Source organism: Opitutales bacterium (assembly GCA_013215165.1).
Classification (GTDB): domain Bacteria; phylum Verrucomicrobiota; class Verrucomicrobiia; order Opitutales; family JABSRG01; genus JABSRG01.
The window spans coordinates 15,876-30,528 of record JABSRG010000012.1 but is presented as its reverse complement, the minus strand read 5'-3'; the positions used below and the strand labels follow the sequence as shown (position 1 = coordinate 30,528).

At 50.8% G+C, this 14,653-nt stretch carries 17 protein-coding genes; 13 read left to right on the top strand and 4 right to left on the bottom strand.

What is annotated here, in order from left to right:
• Position 1: 1 nt before the first annotated feature.
• Positions 2 to 1,219: an aspartate kinase gene (locus HRU10_03820; protein ID NRA26360.1), complete on the top strand. Its 1,218-nt coding sequence runs from the start codon at positions 2 to 4 to the stop codon at positions 1,217 to 1,219.
• Here the strand turns inward: HRU10_03820 and HRU10_03815 are convergent.
• The gene (locus HRU10_03815) at positions 1,197 to 2,201 is read right to left on the bottom strand and encodes a LacI family DNA-binding transcriptional regulator (protein NRA26359.1); all 1,005 of its coding nucleotides are present in this window, start codon (positions 2,199 to 2,201) and stop codon (positions 1,197 to 1,199) included. The genes HRU10_03820 and HRU10_03815 overlap by 23 nt on opposite strands.
• 90 nt (positions 2,202 to 2,291) lie before the next feature.
• Between HRU10_03815 and HRU10_03810 the strand changes: the two genes are divergently transcribed.
• A complete protein-coding gene (locus HRU10_03810) occupies positions 2,292 to 3,650 on the top strand; it encodes a sulfatase-like hydrolase/transferase (protein NRA26358.1) in 1,359 nt (452 codons plus the stop codon).
• A gap of 4 nt (positions 3,651 to 3,654) precedes the next feature.
• Here the strand turns inward: HRU10_03810 and HRU10_03805 are convergent, their stop codons facing one another.
• Positions 3,655 to 4,551 carry a histone deacetylase gene (locus HRU10_03805; GenBank protein NRA26357.1) on the bottom strand — a complete coding sequence of 299 codons (897 nt, stop codon included), beginning with the start codon at positions 4,549 to 4,551 and terminating at the stop codon, positions 3,655 to 3,657.
• Between the two features lie 109 nt (positions 4,552 to 4,660).
• Here HRU10_03805 and HRU10_03800 point away from each other — a divergent pair, with 109 nt between their 5' ends.
• Positions 4,661 to 5,026 carry a winged helix-turn-helix transcriptional regulator gene (locus HRU10_03800; GenBank protein ID NRA26356.1) on the top strand — a complete coding sequence of 122 codons (366 nt, stop codon included), beginning with the start codon at positions 4,661 to 4,663 and terminating at the stop codon, positions 5,024 to 5,026.
• Here the strand turns inward: HRU10_03800 and HRU10_03795 are convergent, their stop codons facing one another.
• Both HRU10_03795 and HRU10_03790 read right to left on the bottom strand, forming a co-directional pair.
• The gene (locus HRU10_03795) at positions 5,027 to 6,268 is read right to left on the bottom strand and encodes a trypsin-like peptidase domain-containing protein (protein ID NRA26355.1); all 1,242 of its coding nucleotides are present in this window, start codon (positions 6,266 to 6,268) and stop codon (positions 5,027 to 5,029) included.
• A gap of 144 nt (positions 6,269 to 6,412) precedes the next feature.
• Positions 6,413 to 7,453: a LacI family DNA-binding transcriptional regulator gene (locus HRU10_03790; GenBank protein ID NRA26354.1), complete on the bottom strand. Its 1,041-nt coding sequence runs from the start codon at positions 7,451 to 7,453 to the stop codon at positions 6,413 to 6,415.
• A gap of 141 nt (positions 7,454 to 7,594) precedes the next feature.
• Between HRU10_03790 and HRU10_03785 the strand changes: the two genes are divergently transcribed.
• The 10 genes from HRU10_03785 to HRU10_03740 all read left to right on the top strand — a co-directional run bounded on the left by HRU10_03785 (position 7,595) and on the right by HRU10_03740 (position 14,525).
• Positions 7,595 to 8,452: a PEP-CTERM sorting domain-containing protein gene (locus HRU10_03785; GenBank protein NRA26353.1), complete on the top strand. Its 858-nt coding sequence runs from the start codon at positions 7,595 to 7,597 to the stop codon at positions 8,450 to 8,452.
• A gap of 153 nt (positions 8,453 to 8,605) precedes the next feature.
• Complete coding sequence (locus tag HRU10_03780; GenBank protein ID NRA26352.1) at positions 8,606 to 9,169, top strand: aminodeoxychorismate/anthranilate synthase component II; 564 nt, start codon at positions 8,606 to 8,608, stop codon at positions 9,167 to 9,169.
• Positions 9,170 to 9,193: 24 nt separating this feature from the next.
• Positions 9,194 to 9,643 carry a transcriptional repressor NrdR gene (nrdR, locus tag HRU10_03775; GenBank protein ID NRA26351.1) on the top strand — a complete coding sequence of 150 codons (450 nt, stop codon included), beginning with the start codon at positions 9,194 to 9,196 and terminating at the stop codon, positions 9,641 to 9,643.
• 66 nt (positions 9,644 to 9,709) lie between these two features.
• A complete protein-coding gene (locus HRU10_03770) occupies positions 9,710 to 10,186 on the top strand; it encodes a hypothetical protein (protein ID NRA26350.1) in 477 nt (158 codons plus the stop codon).
• Between the two features lie 5 nt (positions 10,187 to 10,191).
• Positions 10,192 to 10,536: a histidine triad nucleotide-binding protein gene (locus HRU10_03765; GenBank protein ID NRA26349.1), complete on the top strand. Its 345-nt coding sequence runs from the start codon at positions 10,192 to 10,194 to the stop codon at positions 10,534 to 10,536.
• A gap of 77 nt (positions 10,537 to 10,613) precedes the next feature.
• Positions 10,614 to 11,327, top strand: a complete 714-nt coding sequence (locus HRU10_03760; protein ID NRA26348.1) for a serine/threonine-protein phosphatase — start codon at positions 10,614 to 10,616, stop codon at positions 11,325 to 11,327.
• Between the two features lie 5 nt (positions 11,328 to 11,332).
• Positions 11,333 to 12,403 (top strand): tRNA preQ1(34) S-adenosylmethionine ribosyltransferase-isomerase QueA, encoded by a 1,071-nt coding sequence (gene queA / locus HRU10_03755; GenBank protein NRA26347.1) that lies wholly within the window; start codon positions 11,333 to 11,335, stop codon positions 12,401 to 12,403.
• Positions 12,404 to 12,566: 163 nt separating this feature from the next.
• Positions 12,567 to 13,061, top strand: a complete 495-nt coding sequence (locus HRU10_03750) for a sigma-70 family RNA polymerase sigma factor (GenBank protein NRA26346.1) — start codon at positions 12,567 to 12,569, stop codon at positions 13,059 to 13,061.
• A gap of 12 nt (positions 13,062 to 13,073) precedes the next feature.
• On the top strand, positions 13,074 to 13,883 hold the full coding sequence (locus HRU10_03745; GenBank protein NRA26345.1) for an anti-sigma factor: 810 nt from the start codon (positions 13,074 to 13,076) through the stop codon (positions 13,881 to 13,883).
• 57 nt (positions 13,884 to 13,940) lie between these two features.
• Positions 13,941 to 14,525, top strand: coding sequence for a YceI family protein (locus HRU10_03740; GenBank protein ID NRA26344.1), 585 nt, complete (start codon positions 13,941 to 13,943; stop codon positions 14,523 to 14,525).
• Positions 14,526 to 14,653 lie beyond the last annotated feature (128 nt).

The window sequence follows — 14,653 nt, the reverse complement described above, 5'->3', positions numbered from 1 at the left end:
CATGGCACGCATCGTACAGAAATACGGAGGCACTTCCGTCGGCGACGTCGAACGCATTAAGAACGTCGCAAAGCGAGTGAAAGCTTGCTGGGAACAAGGCAACGAAGTGGTCGTTGTCGTCTCAGCTCGCTCAGGAGTCACCAACGAACTCATTTTGCGCGCCAGCGCGATCAATGCCCATCCCGAAGAGCGTGAAATGGACATGTTGCTCACCGTGGGTGAGCAAGAGACCATCGCCTTGACCGCCATGGCTCTGCACGCGATTGATGTCCCAGCAGTATCACGCACAGGAGCACAAGCTGGGATTTTAACTGACCCATTTCACACCCGCGCGCGCATAATCGATATCACCGGAGGTGACATCAGAGAACGACTCGCTGAGGGTAAGGTGGTCATCTTGGCAGGTTTCCAAGGTACGAATGGCGACGGCCAAATCACCACCCTGGGCCGTGGGGGCTCTGATCTCTCAGCAATCGCGATCGCTGGAGCACTCGATGCAGACCTGTGTCAGATTTATACCGACGTGGATGGCATTTACACAGCCGATCCACGCATCGTTCCAAGTGCGCGCAAATTACAGGAGATCGCTTACGAAGAACTCCTCGAAATGGCCAGTAGCGGCACAAAGGTCATGCAGTCGCGCGCCGTCGAGTTTGCCCAAAAATTTCAAGTCCCCTTTGAAGTGCGCTCGAGCTTCAACAACAATCCAGGAACTATCGTGAAACAGGAAATCGCATCCATGGAAGACGTCGTCGTCAGCGGCGTAGCAATTGATAAAAAGCAGGCCAAAATTACCGTGGCACATCTGCCTGATCGGGCTGGAACAGCGGCTACCCTATTTCAATCTATTGCCGCCGAAGGCATCATCGTAGATATGATCGTCCAGAATGTGGGACGCGGTGGCCTGGCAAATATGACCTTCACGGTGCCACAAGAAGATGTCTATCGGGCAGAGAAGGCAGTTAAAGCGACCTTCTCTGACGCCCCCGAGCTTGAGTTTTCTGCCTCAGACATTGCCAAGATTTCGGTCGTCGGCATCGGAATGAAGTCACACAGCGGTGTCGCTGCGACCTTCTTTGACGCCTTGGCCAATGCAGGCATTAGCATCCAACTCATCAGCACCTCAGAGATCAAAATCTCAGTAGGCATCGCCCTCGATCGTGCCGACGAAGCGGTCCGCGCTGCTCATGAGGCATTTAAGCTAGGGGTAAGTTCGTAGGCCCTTGCACAAGAACCGTTCGGGGAGATTCCGGTATCCCCAATTCACCGCGCAAGAGATTGCCAATCATCCATTCTACCGCAGCCTCTCCCCCTTCGGCATGACGTGTGGAGACCGATCCCAGACCGCCGCCCGAATCCTCATCAACTCGTATGATGGTGCAGTCTTGTAGCCCACTGTTTATTAACAGCCGAGAAGCACGCCCATGAGTCGACAGTATCGCCCGACACCGATATTGATCCTGCCACCGAAGCAGCCGCCTTGCATCGTTGTCAAAATCCGTTCCCAATTCAAAAACTGGAACCGTCGTCGTCCCTGTCGGGAATTCCCAACCACGGTAGGATGAGGACCAAACTCGATTAAGCCGACGATCTTGTTCGCCATCTACGATAAGGCCAACAGGCCCCATATTAGGTTTGATGTGCGCCGCCATCAATGCTCTCAGGACTCCATAGTGGTCTGGGCTCACCCGATGAATCTGAGGCTCTTTCAGGCTCATTCCCAATGCCATCAATGAAAAGGGTGCGAGCAATCGATCGTCTATTTTCAAGCACTCTAGTGACTCTGGCACTTGGGTAAAAAGCAGCGCCTGAACCCCTCGACTCTTAGCCACTCTAAGCTGATTCTCAAGTTCGCGAACATCGGCGTAGGGTAAGAGATCGACAGTCCAGCCCAATTTGCTGCAACGCTCATACACTCCACTGCGAAATGCATTCTTCGACTGCGGGTCCAACCAACTACTCCGAAATGGAACCGCGACCAGCACGCCAAGCACAGACTGTAGCTCAGAACGGTCTGCCTTTCTCACGCGACTCATCCAAGCCGACAATAAGGCGTTCGGCTTATAACCTAAATCGTATGCGGCAGACTGCACGCGATGGCGCGTTCTCTCTGATACCCCCCGATAGCCACACAACGCTTTAGTGACAGTCGATGGCGCGACTCCTGCCCGCTCCGCGATATCTTTAATCGAGATTGCCATCCTGAAAAACTACTCGGGCAATCGAGATTTGGAAACGATTTTCCATCGCAAAGAGTTCACCCAGATACTTCAGTGATATAACGTTATAAAATGAATCAAGTCCTCGACCTCCCGAAGCGCAAAGACAAGCCAAACATCATCTGGATCCTAGTGGACCAAATGCGCCACGACGCTTTGTCATGCTGCGGTAATCCAAACCTTCACACGCCGCATCTTGATAACCTGGCCACAAAGGGTGTGCGCTTCCAAAACGCCTATAGCGGCACACCCTGGTGCACCCCCTTTCGGGCCGCTCTTTTGTCCGGCCGCTATCCACATCAAACGGGCGTCACACGCACACCGTCTGCTCTCGATCCGAATCTGCCCACCGCCGCAACACACTTTAACCAAGCAGGTTATCACACTGCATATTGCGGTAAATGGCACGTCGATGGATCGAACCAGCGCAATCATTACGTAGCTGAAGATCGCCGCGGCGACTTTGATTGGTGGCAAGGCTATGAGAACAATAACAACAATGATGAGTGCTACGTTCACGGAAGCGATATTGAAGGTTTTGAACGCCTGGAAACTTACGAGACAGATGCCCTTACCGACCGGCTTATCGATCACCTCTCTGAGCATACACAAGACACTGATGCCTATACACCCTTCTTTGCGTGCCTCTCAGTCCAACCGCCTCATCCACCCTTCGTGTATCCTCCACATACTCCTGGCGGACGAGGTATTGGCCCAACGAGTGTTAAGCTTAATCCGAATGTCCCGAACCAATCAGATCGAATGCAGAGAGCCCGTCAAAAGCTCGCGCCTTATTATCAAGCTGTCGAACGTATCGACCACAATGTAGGCCGCCTGTCTAGAGCATTGCGAGAGATGAACTTAGACCGCGACACATGGATCGTATTCTTCTCAGACCACGGCGAAATGGCCGAGAGTCACGGAAAGTCCGGTAAAGTGCTCCCCCATGAAGAGTCGGCACACATACCCTTCATCATCGGACATGTCAGTGGATCCAAAGCTATCAGCAATGGATCCCATTGGATTGGAAAACGACCGCTTAACCACGTAGATATTCTACCTACATCACTCGGCCTGTGCGGTATAGATATCCCCGAGACGCTCACTGGCAACGACTACGGACGTGCCATTAGCGACCCGGCTTTTATGTCTGAAGTGCCTAATCCAGATGCAGTTCTCTTACAGCAATTCCACTCGCTGCCCAGGCAACAGAATATCACCTCTCCTTGGAGGGCTGTTGTAACACGAGATCGCTGGAAATATGTCTGCCTGCCTCGTCAGCCCTTTATGCTATTTGACCTCAATACAGATCCATACGAGCAGACTAATCTTATTCATGACGCTGCGTTCTCTGAAATTCAACAACACTGCCACAAAACACTTACCCAGATGCTCGAATCCGTCGATGATGCTTTTGATCTCACTGCATAGCTTGTCAAAGAAACGCACGCACACTCTGCGCGTGAAGCATGCCGGTAGCTCCTGGGGTTTTGTTGTATCCCCCGCCAAAAAGAATGACGGTCGCACACGCGAATTGGTGGCAAAGACCCGCCACAAAGCGGTCACGTACCGCCATCTGCTCAGTAGTCAGTCTCATCTGGCCAAAACGATCGTCAACATGGCAATCGGCACCGCTAATCCAAAATACCAGGTCGGGCTCTAGCTCTGCAAAGACGGGCGGCAATGTTTCACCCAGGACATTCAGATAGACCTCGCCGTCCACGAACCGCTCGAGAGGAACGTCCAGGTCGCCCGGCTCCTTTTTCGTTGGATAGTTACGGCCCACATGGATTGAATAGGTGAAAACGTTCGCATCACCTCGGTAGATAGCGTGTGTGCCATTTCCCTGATGGGCATCGGTATCAACCACAAGAATCTGCTGAGGCAGTATGGAATGCGCACGGAGGTATTCGATGGCAACAGCCACATCGTTCAGGACACAGTAGCCCAATCCTCGATCTGGAAAAGCGTGATGCGTTCCACCGGCGAGGTTGGTAGCGGTTCCATCTTCGAGAGCTGCCAAGGTCGCCGAGACCGTCCCCGCAGTCTCGAGAATTGAACGTGCCAGGAGCTTTTTATGGGCGGGAAGCCCCAGGCGGTTACGCTCATATACAGTCAGGCCTTGAGGTGGACCCGCAACATCGTCGTGAGACACAGCATCAAGATACTTGGCCTCGTGAACACGCTCTAAGTCTTTTCGCTCGAGCACACGTGGCGCAGCTAGCTGCAACCGATTTTCAAGCAATCGAAAAGCATCCGCAAACTTCTCCATCGGGAATGGGTGGCCTTCCGGCAAGGGCAGGAAATAGTCGTCATGATAAAATGCGTGCACTCACGGAGAAAGAAGTCCAGCGAACGTGGTTTTCAAGTGATTGCTTAATTACCTAACCGTCATAACATTAGGTTTGACCATGAATGTTACCCCACGTTTCAATCGTAAAATGAATGAGGTTTCAGCAGAAAGGCGCTGTGACTTAACAGCGCTTCTCGAAGACAGTTACCTTGGCGATTCAAATGTAGCCAGGGCCGCTCAAACCTTGACTCTCCTTAGTAATCGTCAGCGATTACGCATATTATGCCATTTGGCTAAAGAAGGTGAACTTTCCGTAGCTGAGCTCCTAGAGCGCGTCCATCTAAGCCCATCAGCGTTGTCGCAACATCTGGCCAGGCTCCGCGAAGACGATTTCGTTCGTACGCGCAAGGTCCGCCAAAGCGTATATTATCGAATCGTGCGTGATGACATTCACAAGATTCTCGAAGTGCTAAACGAGCTCTATTGTACTGCCGGCTTAGTCGAGAGCAGCTGATCAATCGAAAAACCTGAATAGATCACGGTTTTCGGAACTCCATGTTACGAACTGCATCCATTCTTCCAACTCCGCTTCCACCCGATCGACCTGGGCTTGATAAAACCCGTTCCAGTACCGACGTTCCGTTTGGTTAAATCGGCTGAGCACACGCTCCATGGATTCTCCTTCTTTAACATAGATATCCTTTATTTTTCTACGCTCAAAACGGTTGATTCGACTCAAATCATTCGGACTGACTCGATCATTGAGCCGATTCTCCAACCGCGCTGCATTGTCATTCTGAACATCTACGAAGTCGCGCACATAAGATGAGGCCGCGTCTGGTAACTCAATAGGATCTAGAGGTCTTGAAACCGCAGGTACAGCAACAGCGAACCATCCTGAAAAATCCCTCAAAAGACTGTCTAGTTCCTTACCACTTTCTGCGTAAAGGGCCCAATCGACCTCCTGCCAAGGAAACTCCGCATACACGCGTAAACCGAAGCGCCGCGTTTCACTGTAACGGGTGTCCTGATTAGTCCAGTCGACCCGTTGTGACCGAGTACGCATAAGATAGGATGCCACACCCACCACCTTCCCGTCTTCTGTAGCAATGGGACCTCCACTGTTGCCGGGGACAATCTCTGCGTCCACCTCCACCTGGGTAGCTCCGAGTCCAAGAATAGACCCTGGGTTTGACGTGACCACGTCTGCTCCAGCACTATTACCATAGGCGCTAATCCGCTCACGAATCCGAGGATTTGGATGGGCCAAAAGTCCAGAATCTCGGGGAACCAAAATGCGTGCGAGATCCAGTTCAGGAACGACTTCTAAAGGTCCGAGAGGCAACTGATCTAGTTTACTATTTACCACCTCAAGGTCCTCTCGACGAGCACCTTGGATCACATGCTGGTTCGTCACCAAATAGCTCAGGCCATCCATCTGCATGAGAAATCCCGTACCCGCAGACCCAACGTTTCGTATCGTATAGACAGCCTCTTCTATCGTGGGCGTTCTCAAAAGACCAGGCTCCCACTGCTCGACGTATTTCTGGTCTTTAAAGCTAAGTCGCGATAACGGGATGGTAAATATGCGCCCGTCTGTCATGAGTAATCGCACACTCTGACCCCCTACTTTACCCGCTGTAGATCCTCTAATCTCGCGACCATCTGCCGAGGTCCAAGTTCTGACTCCAGAACCCTCCAAACAGGTTAAGAGCGTCAAGAGCCAAGCTATGAGGATAAACAGTATTCCTTTCATGGAGGTGGATGCGATTGGCGAATATTTTTATGAACTCATCAAACACACAACGGTTTGAATAAGTCTGCCCAAATTTCGGTTTTGTCAAAGTAACAGAAATTCAGACAAACCGCCGAGGTATCATCGTCATCATGATAGGAATTTTTAAGATTCAGTAGCACCATTGATCCATTCGGGCGCTACTAAATGCCTGGCTGGATACTCTGGAATACCCTGTTCGCCATTTTGAATCATTCCATCAAGGAGCCTAATTGCTGAGCCTCCAAGTAAGTGACGTGGAAAGCTAGTGCCCGTTATTTTGACTGAGTTAATGCCCTCAGAGCTCATTACAGAAGCAAAGGCTCTATGGGTCGAGAGATGTTTCCAGTCGAGAGATTCAAGGGCCCAATACACGGCGTCATTAAATCCGATGATGGCATCTGGCTCATAAAGCCTGATCCAATCGTTCAAACGAACTTTTATGTCAGTTTTGTCTAAGTCCTTTCCATATAAAACCGGAACGATCTCTTCTGCCTGTAGAAACTGTTCTTGGAGAAAGAGAAATTCTCCCGCGAGGGTAGATACCTTGGGACTCAGGTCTTCTTGCAAGAGAGCAAAGCCCGGGCGCTTGCAACCTTGAGCTAACAGATATTCCCAGCAACGACGCAAGGCGCTCCGATAATTTGGCCGCACCGAGTGAAAAGGCAGATCTGCGTGTCCCTCATCGGAAGCAACAACAGAGAAGCGCGACCATGACATCTCGGGGATTTCTGATCCCGGAAGAATCGGTGCGAGGAATACACCGCGCACGCCGCGATGGAACAGCATGTCACTCAGTCGGCTGGGTGAGGGATATTCCGACAATTCAACATACTCTAATGTGTAGCCTAGTTCCCGGGCCATTGAATCAGCCGCAGGAAAAAGCCAAGGGTAGCGTTCTTTCTTATCTGGGTAGTGAGCTAAATAAACAATTGTTTCGCGCGATCGCCGACTGCCCTCCCAGCGATAGCGTGAGAAACGACTCATTGCCGGATCTCTGACATAACCCAATTTGTCAGCTACCGAGCGTATGAGATCTTTTGTGATCGACTTAACACGTGCATCGTCCCGCAGGGCAAGTGATGCGGTCGACTTAGACACCCCTGCAGCCTGAGCGACGTCAGCGAGAGTTACCGCCTTAGTGCTGCGCGGCGTTGTTGGTTTCATGATCTTAGTTATGAAATCGCGGCCTCCTTGTCCACAGGAAATCGAACTGGTTCGATTTGGCCTGTGTTGATTAACATTAGGTAGTCACGCCATAGTTAAGTCATCTCACGTATCGTGGCAGTTTAAAACCGAATAAATGATATGAATCACCTCACCAAAATCTTTTGTCTTTCAGCATCGGCTGTATCCCTCGTCGCGCAAACAACGATTGTCGACTTCGACACGGAACCCAATGGGAGCGGCTCTTTCTTCATTAATGATAACCCGTTAGGAGGGTGGACGGTCGGTTCTGGGGTATCCACGTTTGATACGGGCTTTAGTTCAACTACTGTCATTGGAGTTGGAAATAGCCCCGCAGGGACAGCTCCTCTTATGATCGGTGGTGCCTCAGGTAGTTATGCATCCGATACTTCATTGCCTAGTGTTCCAGAAATAAGGACTCTCCAGAACTCAAGTGCTGGGGCTAACAACACATTCGTAAACCGCGTCGATACAGGTGGAGTCCTCTTCTCAACGCGTGCTGCTTTTGTGGTGGAATCAGAAAATTGGCTCTCATCAACTGCTGGGGGCGTTAGTCTTGACTCCTACCAAATTGATATAGTCCGACTCGACGGCTCATCAGCGAATGCAAACTTGCGCGCCCTTGTCCGCGATGGAGGCAACTACCATGTATCCACGACAGCTGTCACCAGCGAAGACACATTAAGCTTAGATTTTAGTGCTGAAACTTGGGTAAACCTTGGGTCTTCCGGAGATTCTCTGCTTACTACTGAATTTAGAAGTTATAGTGGCGCTTCTTCTATCACGTTCTCACAGGTGGACGCTGTCGGTTTCATATATGAGTATAGCATTATGGGCGATTCAGGTGATGGTAACCAAGACCTTCGAATTGGGAATTTTGAGGTGACTGCGACAGCTATACCTGAGCCATCTACTTACGCACTGTTTGCTAGTATCCTTGGCTTGGGTGTCATATATTTCCGCCGGCGCAAGGCATAAGACACTTCACAAAGATTTCTTAGAGCTCATCGGCAAAACGCTGGTGGGCTTTTTTTTGTTTAAAAATCTAGGTCAGAATAATTGCTTCCTCAAAATCGGGCATCCTGATTACGGAATTGCGCACAGGATCAATATAACATGGAGTTGTAAGCTATGCTCCTCGTCATCGATAACTTCGATTCATTCACCTACAACCTGGTCCAATACTTTGGAGAGATGGGTGTGGAGCAGAAAGTCGTGCGCAATGACGCGCTTACCGCTAAACAAGCCTGGGACCTCAACCCCGAGCGTATCCTCATCTCACCTGGCCCTTGCTCCCCCATCGAGGCTGGGGTAAGCCTAGAGATCATAGCCAAATTCGCCGGCCATCGCCCGATTCTTGGAATCTGTCTGGGGCACCAGAGCATTGGGCACCATTTTGGTGGAAACATCATTCGCGCGAAAAGCCTTATGCACGGAAAGACCTCGTCCATTTCCCACCAGGGCACAGGCCTATTCTCAGGCATTCCGGATCCGGTAACGGCTACCCGTTATCATTCGCTCATTATCGAACGGCCCAGCTGTCCAGATTGTCTAGATATTACGGCCGAGTCTGAAGACGGAACCATCATGGCGGTCCAACATAAATCGATGCCCATACACGGGCTTCAGTTTCACCCGGAATCCTATGCTACAGAGCAAGGGAAACAAATGCTCCGGAATTTTTTGTCTCTCTAGCTCAAACTACCGCACCTCTTCACCATGCGTTGTCCTCGCTGCGGCAAAAATGAGAACAAGGTCATCGACTCCAGAATGGCTAAGAATGGCCTGACCATCAAACGGCGTCGGCAATGCCTGAATTGTGACCACCGCTTTTCAACGCTCGAGGCCATCGAGGCCCAGGATTTGCCAGTCCGCAAAAGCGACCGAACCAGCCAAGACTTCTCAACGGATAAACTCCGCGCCTCCATCATGAAGGCGACGGAGAAGACTCAAGTCGATGCTGAGCAAATCGACCTGATGGTCGCTGAGATTACGGAGCAGCTTCACAATGAGTTTGTTCTCGAGATCCCAAGTAAGGCCATCGCTGAGAAGATCATGACTTACCTGAAGCGGATAGATAAGATTGCATATGTCCGTTTCGCTATTGTATACAAAGATTTCCGAGAGATAACCGACTTAGAGCGGGAGATTTCTCAGCTTCACACCTAGCCCTCGATTGATCCGAGGCTGATTCGGAACAACTAGAAACGAAAATGCCCAAACTTATGCGCCGTCATGAATGCGTCACAAGATCTCGAGAAGCTTTCCACCATCCACTCCCTTTTCACGGCCGCTAGCGGAGGCGACAATTACAACGCTGAGCAGATATCGGCGGCTCTGCGATATGCTCAAGATCGCCCCGGTCTGGGACTAAAAAGAGAAGAGCGTCCCTTTGACGTAGAAGTGCGCAAGTTGATCGATCTGCACTTAGAAAGCCAGAGTCAGCACCACGGTGTGGCGGTCTGGGACATGCGTGATCGGCCCTACGACCCTCTCTGGATTCGCTATCATATCGTCAGCCAACTCAAGCAAATCGCCGGATATCTTGATGCGACGCTCATTGTTGTCGGTCTTAAAGAGGCGATTTGCCCACAAGGTCGCTATTTTACGAAATCAAAGAAAGAGCGCTATCAACAGGCAGTGAGCTATGTCGAAGAGCTTGCCCTGTGCTATAAAACCCATAGCACCAAACTAAACATTCTGTTTGTTTAGACCTTATGGCTGACAAAACCCTTTTCCAGAAAATCGCCGACAAAGAGATTCCGGCGAAACTCGTTTATGAGGACGATGTATGCATCGCCTTTCATGATATCGCCCCCCAAGCACCAACCCACATATTGGTTGTTCCGCGTAAACCCATCCCACGAGTCGGGGCCGCGACGGTTGAAGACCAAGCCACCTTGGGCCACTTACTCCTGACAGCTGGAAACGTGGCACGCGAGCTCGGGCTAGAAAACGGCTTTCGCACGGTGATCAATAACGGACCCGACGCAGGTGAGACCGTGCCCCACCTGCATGTGCACGTGCTCGGAGGAAGACCCATGACTTGGCCTCCTGGCTGATGCAAGCGACTTTCGAGAAACACTTATCACGGCACTTATCCTTGCTGATATCCCAAGGCGCTGTAGCTTAATTGTTTATGCAGTTCACCGCATTCGGACTCACAGATATCGGACGCAGCAGACAAAAGAACGATGACGCTTTTTTGCTCGATGCAAATCTCAAGGTATTTGCAGTGGCGGACGGACTCGGTGGCCTGCCCGGAGGAGACTTAGCGAGTCAGACAGCGGTCGCATCTATCTTGGAAGACGCCAAAGGTAAACGAATCGAGTCTCTCTTGGATATGCATCAAGCTGTGCGTTCGGCAAACTCTGCTGTCTATCGCGAAGGAAACAAAGTCAGCGAGGAAGTGGGTATCGGCACCACCCTGACCACCATGATGGTTCGCGAAAAAGACATCATCTTCGCACATGTGGGAGATACATCGCTCTACCTCTATCGACGCGGAGCCCTGCGAAAATTAACTAAAGATCACACGATGGCTCAAGAAGTGCGCGACTCGCTTCGTCCTGGTGAAGAGACATTCATTCCAGAATATTTCGCCCATACGCTGACTCGATGCCTGGGTCAGAAAGAGCAAGTCGAAGTCGATCTCGGGCATCAAGCAATCAACGAAGGAGATCGCCTGTTCCTGTGCAGTGATGGCGTCGACAAAGTGTTCGAAATTGCCGAAATTGAAGATTCTCTCGCCGAAGCAACTAAGCCAGAGCCCCTGATCCGTTCTCTGATCGAGGAAGGAAACATTCGCGGCGGTCCAGATAACATCACCGCGATCGCCATCTTCTTCGCCTGATTTAGATGAAGACGGACGCCTATGATTTCGCTCTACCCGACGAACTGATCGCGCAAAAGCCCGCAGCTCAACGCGATCAATCGAAACTTTTGGTAGTCGATCGCAGCTCTCAAAGGATTTCCCACCACGCCTTCTCAGAACTTCCCCAGATTCTCGGCCCGTCGAATCTCCAGATCTTCCGTAACAATGCCACTGTCCTCCGCGCACGGATCTATGGTAAGCGTGAAACGGGTGGCAAGGTAGAGTGCGTGTTGCTCGAGCCCAAGGATGACGCTCCTCTTGTATGGGAATGCCTTCTCAAACCGGGCCGCAAACTCCCTCCCGGAACTCGATTTAGGCAAGAAGGTGTCTACACGGCAGAAGTATTGGAGAAGTCCGACGAATCAGGAACAGCCTGGGTGCACTTTTATCCTCAAGGCTTAAATGACGTGGTCGCCATCGCCGACACCTGCGGAGAGTTGCCACTCCCCCCTTACATTCAGCGAGAGGGACCTGAAGCTGATGACGATACGCGCTACCAGACAACATATGCGGACCCAAACAAGAAAATCGCTGCAGCTGCTCCAACTGCCGGACTTCATTTTACCCAGGAAATCAATGATGCCCTCTCATCTGCGGGCCACAGATTCCACGACCTCACATTGAGAGTTGGGCTGGGCACCTTCCGACCGGTAAAATCGGAAAATATTGAAGATCACAAGATCCACCGTGAACGCTATTGGATCGAAGGCTCTACCATCGCGGCTCTTCGGAATAGCACAGGCAAGCGCCTTGCCATCGGCACAACTAGCGTGCGCACCGTCGAGGACGCTCTGAGGCATGCTCCCGCAGATTTGGCTGAGGGCTCTTTTTCTCGAGACGCTGATTTATTTATCATTCCCCCTTTTAACTATCTGGGTGTCGACCAACTCATCACAAATTTTCACCTCCCGCGCTCAACACTATTTGGTCTGGTGGCGGCCTTTCTCACCCCTCAAAGCATCGACGGTGTAGATTGGTTAAAGACAATCTACGCCGAAGCCATTTCCAAGAAATATCGCTTCTTCAGTTATGGTGATGCGATGCTGATTATTTAGGTTTCGGCAGTAATTTGGGCTAGTGGCCACAAAGCGCCGCCCACAAGCGACCAAGTTTGCTTAGAATGCACTACAGTGAAAATATGCTTTTCTAAATGGGATCGGGAATAAGCCTCTAAGACTACCACTCCATGTTCTCAGAAAACCCAATTTCTTTTACAAAGTGACTTTCGACGAGATAGTAAACGAATTCTATGCTCCGCTTTATCGCTTCGGATACAGCTTAGCAAAATCCGAAGACGGAGCCGGAGACCTGACACAGCAGACCTTCTACATCTACGCAGAAAAAGGCGACCAGCTCAGGGATAAATCCAAGGTCAAATCTTGGCTCTTTACCACGCTCTATCGAGAGTTTCTACGCACCAAGCGAAAGGACGATCGCATGGAAAATACTGAAGATGACGTGCTCGAACGCACAGCCCCTGCCACACAGCCGGAAGTGCTCCGCGCAGTAGACGGCAACACCGCAGTCGAAGCTCTTCAAGAGGTCGACGACGTCTACCGAACACCGCTGATGCTCTTCTACCTTAAAAATAATTCCTACAAAGAAATCGCTGAAATCTTAGCCGTTCCGATCGGCACGGTAATGTCCCGTATATCCCGAGGAAAAAACCAGCTCAAAGCGATCCTAGCAGAACCCCGCGCCGAAACGGCATAATCCCCATTCCCCATGAACATCGAAGAAGCCAAGTTCATTCTCCAATCCTATCGCCCCGGCGACGAAGATCATGATGATCCCGTGTTCGTCGACGCACTCGCAATGCTCAAGCAAAGCGATGAGCTGCGCGCATGGCACCGATCAGAAGTAGCCTTTGATCAGCTCTTTCAAAGCAAAGTGCAAAGCATCGAACCTCCCGCAGATCTACGTGTAACCATACTTGCCGGGATGCGTGCTGGCGCCACTCATAGAGCAGAAACTGCGGCACTGAATAAAGTAGATACGACCCAACGTAGTTTCTGGGCCGCTAACAAATGGCTCGGGCTTGCTGCAGCCATGGTAGTCATCCTTGCTGTCGGAAGCCTGATGCGCTGGGCCCCTCAACCTGGAACAGCCTCAAATCGAGTCGCCGCTGCTCATACCCCGGCGCTACTCAGCTATCTGACCGATCATTACACTGCATTCTCGGGTTTTGACAAAAACTCCAATGACGCAGCAACGCTAGTCTCTTATCTAGATACTCAGGGTGCCCCGCATCCCAAAATGACGGATCTTCCCAAATACTTGAACGGCGCGCCGACCATGGGCTGCCTACAGACTTCATTCGATGGCGAGTCTATTAGTATGATCTGCTTTTATACCGAAAAAGGCATGGTCCACCTCTACACCGCAGATCCCGTTGCACTCGATGCTGAGATGCGAACTCAGATGCCATTTTACCACTCGGACCGGAATCGCAACTATCGCGTGTGGGAAGATGAAGGGCGACTCTTCATGCTTGCGAACGAAGGTAAAAAAGAAGTCTTACGTGACGTTTTTTAAGCCAGTTAGTTGCTATCGATCATTACCCAATAGTTTCTAAACTTCATCAACCACACTATGAAAAAACTGATATCATTCCTTGCACTCAGCACACTCACCACAGCTTTTAGCCTTCATGCCGCAGGTCATGGGGAAAAGCTTCCTGTATGGAAAATCGATACCGTTCACTCCGGCGTTACCTTCAAGATCCGCCACTTTTTTAACAAAGTCCCCGGTTCTTTCGGCGAATTCGAAGGGGAAATTCATTTTGATGGTGAGCACATCGACAAATCGAAGGCAGTAGCGACCATCAAACCGACTTCTGTTGACACCAATAACGAAGATCGCGACGAGCACCTCCAAAATGCTGATTTCTTCAATACTCCCGAATTTCCCGAGGCTACTTTTGAATCCACCAGTTGGGAAGCAACAGGCGACAGCACATTCAAAATCACTGGCAACCTTACCCTCCTAAATACCACAAAAGAAGTCGTGCTGGAGACAGAGTTCCTCGGAACAGGTGAAGGCCGTGGTGGAAAAATCATCTCAGGCTGGGAGGCTTCCGCAACAATCGACCGCCGTGATTTCGGTATCACTTACGGTCAAGGTGTGGTCGGTAACGAAGTCGACATCGTCCTCAACATCCAAGCCCATAAGCAATAATTTCCTCCCTCCTCTGCACACCAAAAAAGGTCACGATCCCCCCGGTCGTGGCCTTTTTTATTTTTTAGCGCGCAGGTGCACTAAAAAACCGTTATGCAACCCAGATTATGCAATAGATCGTATAATCC

Bases quoted from the DNA above. Each gene is read 5' to 3' on its own strand.
- HRU10_03795 (NRA26355.1), bottom strand. From the start codon at position 6,268: ATGAAAGGAATACTGTTTATCCTCATAGCTTGGCTCTTGACGCTCTTA.
- HRU10_03800 (NRA26356.1), top strand. From the start codon at position 4,661: ATGAATGAGGTTTCAGCAGAAAGGCGCTGTGACTTAACAGCGCTTCTC.
- HRU10_03815 (NRA26359.1), bottom strand. From the start codon at position 2,201: ATGGCAATCTCGATTAAAGATATCGCGGAGCGGGCAGGAGTCGCGCCA.
- HRU10_03765 (NRA26349.1), top strand. From the start codon at position 10,192: ATGGCTGACAAAACCCTTTTCCAGAAAATCGCCGACAAAGAGATTCCG.
- HRU10_03820 (NRA26360.1), top strand. From the start codon at position 2: ATGGCACGCATCGTACAGAAATACGGAGGCACTTCCGTCGGCGACGTC.
- HRU10_03810 (NRA26358.1), top strand. From the start codon at position 2,292: ATGAATCAAGTCCTCGACCTCCCGAAGCGCAAAGACAAGCCAAACATC.
- HRU10_03780 (NRA26352.1), top strand. From the start codon at position 8,606: ATGCTCCTCGTCATCGATAACTTCGATTCATTCACCTACAACCTGGTC.
- HRU10_03785 (NRA26353.1), top strand. From the start codon at position 7,595: ATGAATCACCTCACCAAAATCTTTTGTCTTTCAGCATCGGCTGTATCC.
- HRU10_03790 (NRA26354.1), bottom strand. From the start codon at position 7,453: ATGAAACCAACAACGCCGCGCAGCACTAAGGCGGTAACTCTCGCTGAC.
- HRU10_03740 (NRA26344.1), top strand. From the start codon at position 13,941: ATGAAAAAACTGATATCATTCCTTGCACTCAGCACACTCACCACAGCT.
- HRU10_03760 (NRA26348.1), top strand. From the start codon at position 10,614: ATGCAGTTCACCGCATTCGGACTCACAGATATCGGACGCAGCAGACAA.
- HRU10_03770 (NRA26350.1), top strand. From the start codon at position 9,710: ATGAATGCGTCACAAGATCTCGAGAAGCTTTCCACCATCCACTCCCTT.
- HRU10_03745 (NRA26345.1), top strand. From the start codon at position 13,074: ATGAACATCGAAGAAGCCAAGTTCATTCTCCAATCCTATCGCCCCGGC.
- queA (NRA26347.1), top strand. From the start codon at position 11,333: ATGAAGACGGACGCCTATGATTTCGCTCTACCCGACGAACTGATCGCG.
- nrdR (NRA26351.1), top strand. From the start codon at position 9,194: ATGCGTTGTCCTCGCTGCGGCAAAAATGAGAACAAGGTCATCGACTCC.